The sequence below is a fragment of the Ideonella sp. B508-1 genome (genome assembly GCF_000333615.1).
Classification (GTDB): Bacteria; Pseudomonadota; Gammaproteobacteria; order Burkholderiales; family Burkholderiaceae_C; genus Ideonella.
Map to the genome: position 1 here is coordinate 1 of NZ_BADL01000010.1, position 2918 is coordinate 2918.

6 protein-coding genes are annotated in these 2918 nt (G+C 62.6%); 4 read left to right on the forward strand and 2 right to left on the reverse strand.

Translation table 11 applies throughout. The features are described from left to right. The 4 genes from I73_RS32945 to I73_RS34755 all read left to right on the forward strand — a co-directional run. Window positions 1–421, forward strand: a 421-nt coding sequence (locus tag I73_RS32945; RefSeq protein ID WP_040499349.1) for a hypothetical protein, incomplete at its 5' end; no start/stop codon positions are given. A gap of 137 nt (window positions 422–558) precedes the next feature. Continuing rightward, complete coding sequence (locus tag I73_RS00720; RefSeq protein WP_022978863.1) at window positions 559–747, forward strand: hypothetical protein; 189 nt, start codon at window positions 559–561, stop codon at window positions 745–747. 23 nt (window positions 748–770) lie between these two features. Continuing rightward, window positions 771–1478 (forward strand): hypothetical protein, encoded by a 708-nt coding sequence (locus tag I73_RS00725; RefSeq protein ID WP_022978864.1) that lies wholly within the window; start codon window positions 771–773, stop codon window positions 1476–1478. A gap of 98 nt (window positions 1479–1576) precedes the next feature. Next, on the forward strand, window positions 1577–1780 hold the full coding sequence (locus I73_RS34755) for a helix-turn-helix domain-containing protein (RefSeq protein ID WP_083876481.1): 204 nt from the start codon (window positions 1577–1579) through the stop codon (window positions 1778–1780). 474 nt (window positions 1781–2254) lie between these two features. On the opposite strand, the gene I73_RS00730 is transcribed toward I73_RS34755, so the two are convergent. Together I73_RS00730 and I73_RS33605 are read right to left on the reverse strand one after the other, a co-directional pair. Then, window positions 2255–2560, reverse strand: a complete 306-nt coding sequence (locus tag I73_RS00730; protein ID WP_022978865.1) for an STAS-like domain-containing protein — start codon at window positions 2558–2560, stop codon at window positions 2255–2257. Next, the coding region (locus I73_RS33605) for a hypothetical protein (RefSeq protein WP_234409370.1) at window positions 2535–2918 on the reverse strand (384 nt) is incomplete at its 5' end. The genes I73_RS00730 and I73_RS33605, both read right to left, overlap by 26 nt.

The window sequence follows — 2918 nt, forward strand, 5'->3', positions numbered from 1 at the left end:
CGGGCAGCGGCAGGCACAGCTGATCAAGGGCCTGAAGGAGCAGCTGGCCGCAGCCACGGAAGGGGGCTTCGTGGACTCCATGACCATGCAGCAGGCGATGAAGCGCATGGACACCGCCGCGCTGCGGAGCGAGCAGGAGCTACTGGATCTGAAGGCCGGTCTGGACGAACTGCTTGACCAGGTGGCAGCCATCGGCCGGGCCCTGGATGCATCCATCGGGATGCTGTCTCCGGCAGGGAGAAACACGGTTCTTCGGGCCCTTGAGGCCACGCAGCTGGCGAAGCTGCGGCAGCGTGCGGCGCAGAGCCAGGCCGAGCGGCAGGCCAAGCGTCAGGCCGAGCAGGCTCGCGCCGATGCGAAGCACCGCGGGGCGGAGTGGGTGGGGGACACCCTCTTCATCGGCACAGGTGCAGGAAGGTGACGCTGGTCACCGCCATCGACATCCCAAAGGCACCCTCAGTTTGAGGGGGCCTTCCAGTTTGGTAGGGCCTGCGGCCTGGCCGCCGGTCCTTCCCAAAGCGCCCCAGTCGGGGCATTCAACAACCCAGGAGTGATTCCGTGAGCACGATCGACTTTTCCCAAGCCACACAGCGTCTGACCCAAGCGGAGGATGCCTTGAAGAAGGCCACCGAGGCGCTGGGCGAGGCCAAGCTGGCCATCCAGCAGATGAGCGCCAAGGCCACCGGCAACGGGGCGCAGCACTACGTGCAGCAGCCCGGCGCCGGCGAGGCTCAGGCCGAGTTCTGAGACCCATCGAGAGGACCCCAACCATGAAAACGTTTGAAGAGCGGTTCGCCGCAGCCGAGAAGGCCTTCCTGCAGGCCAAGGACAGTTTGGCCCTCGCGGCGGCCGACTATCACCAGGGTGCCGGCGCCGCCTACGCGGTCGCACTGGCTGCACGAGACGACATGCTGGCCAAGGTGAAGCAGAACCGGCAGGAGGCCGGGCCGGTGGCGGAGAACTTCAACCGGGAGTTCGAGGTGGCCAACTACGAGATCACCAGCAAGGTGCGCAGCCTGCTGGCCAAAAAGACCGAGCTGGACCTGGTGCACGATCAGCTGAAGCAGGGCCTGGAGAAGCGCGAGGAACAGCTGAGGCAAGCCACCATCGAGGCGTCACCCGTTGCGCGCGTCTATCAGCAGGCGCACAAGGCGGCGGTGAATGCCCGGGTGTCGTGGTCGCTGCTCAAGGCGCTGCGGCCATGTGCCGCGAACCTGGGTCAGGCCATGGCGAACATGGTGGCCGTGGACTTCCGCACTAGCGAAGAAGTGGCCCTGTTCGGCGAGAACGAGGAATGGGCGGCCACCTTCCTCAAGAAGGAGATGGAGCGCCTGTTGGCCGAGTTCATCGCAAGCCGCGGGACCTTCTGCGAGGATGAAGCGCTCCCCGGCATTGATCTCGGAGCACTGCGCATGGCGGACGTGATGACGCCGGTGCAGCTCAACAGGGCGCGGGCCACCTCTGTGGTGCAGGTCTAGCATCAGGCTTCGACCACCAAAGGGAGAACGCTTTGCCTGAAGCAGAGAAAGCGAAGCCGGCCAAGCGGCCTTCACGCAGCCTGGGACGGATCCAGCCCATGGATGTACTGCAGATCCCCAATGCACAGCTGACCATCGAGACTGTTTGTATCGTCACAGGTCGCTGCCGCAGCACCATCTATGCAATGGTGAAGAAGGGGACCTTCCCTGCCCCGAGGTCTTGGGGGACGCACTGCACGCGCTGGCAGGCGGCTGCGGTCGTGGCCTGGTTGGATGAGCAGGCTATGTCTGAAGGGACATGAGCTGACCACCGGAGCACAGCTGCCCAGCGCTGCATCATCTCGCGGCGCTGGGCCATGTCTTTGAACCAGCCGAGCTGGAGGCCATCAGCGGTCCGGTCGACGTGATGTCGATGTCACGGGCCATGGGTACTAGACAATCCGACACCTAATGCTGAAGGTGGCGACCATGGATCAAGACGAACCTGTCCGAGTTGAGTGGCTTCAGTGGGTTCGCGTGCGCAAGTACTGCGAACTGACCGGCGACACGCGCGCTGCGGTGCATGCCAGGCGCAGACCAAGGAAGGGGAGGGACGGCGAGACGATCCCTCCTCGCTGGAGCAACGGTGTGCACTGCTGCATCGGACCAGATGGGAATCTCTGGATCAACCTGCTGGCTGTGAACCGGTGGGTAGAAGGAAGAGACGACTCAAGCCAAGGATAGGCCCGCGCACTCTCGCCGCCGGCTTTAGCTATCCGGCTGTGGCTCGTCTGCCTTCAGTGGGCAACAGCCCTTTGAGCCTTGGTCAAGATCACATGCCGAATCAGTGGCTGCACGTCAGTCGGCAGATTCTTCAGCTTGACTCGAGCCTTGAATTCCACAAGCCCCAAGGCTTCCGCCAGGCCGCCAATGCACTGGTCGGCGAACGATGGAGAAGGTGCGATGCCGCTGAAGTTGATCTCCAGGATGTCGGCATCCGTGAGCTTGTTCACGAATTGACACAGAGCGACAGATCCCATTTCCCTGGTGGACATGCCCGGGAACTGCTCGGCAATGTCAATGGTCAAAATCGAAGTCGTCATCTTCGTACCCCTTGGGAAGAGGCCAGGAGTCGTAAACGTCTCTCAGCCTCATTGGCCTATCTGTTTTCCACTCTAGCACTGCAAGAGTACCACCCCAGGCAGTAGGAATTGGGACATCGGACGTCCTGGATCCGTTCACCTGGAAAGCCTCGTCGCCAGACACAAGAATTAGGCGTCCCCCTGCCTTTTCAAGCAACTGGCGAGTCAGGGCAAGTCCATAGCCAGCATGCCCCTTGCCAGGCTTGCTTGTAATCCCAAATTCAGAGGCCAAAGAGCAGCTGTTCTCGGTTCTGAGCCGATCCGCGAGGTCGGGGTTCCCCGCAAGCGATCTGCGCACGCCAATTCCGGCGTCAGCAAG

Bases quoted from the DNA above. Each gene is read 5' to 3' on its own strand.
- I73_RS00725 (WP_022978864.1), top strand. From the start codon at position 771: ATGAAAACGTTTGAAGAGCGGTTCGCCGCAGCCGAGAAGGCCTTCCTG.
- I73_RS34755 (WP_083876481.1), top strand. From the start codon at position 1,577: ATGGATGTACTGCAGATCCCCAATGCACAGCTGACCATCGAGACTGTT.
- I73_RS00730 (WP_022978865.1), bottom strand. From the start codon at position 2,560: ATGACGACTTCGATTTTGACCATTGACATTGCCGAGCAGTTCCCGGGC.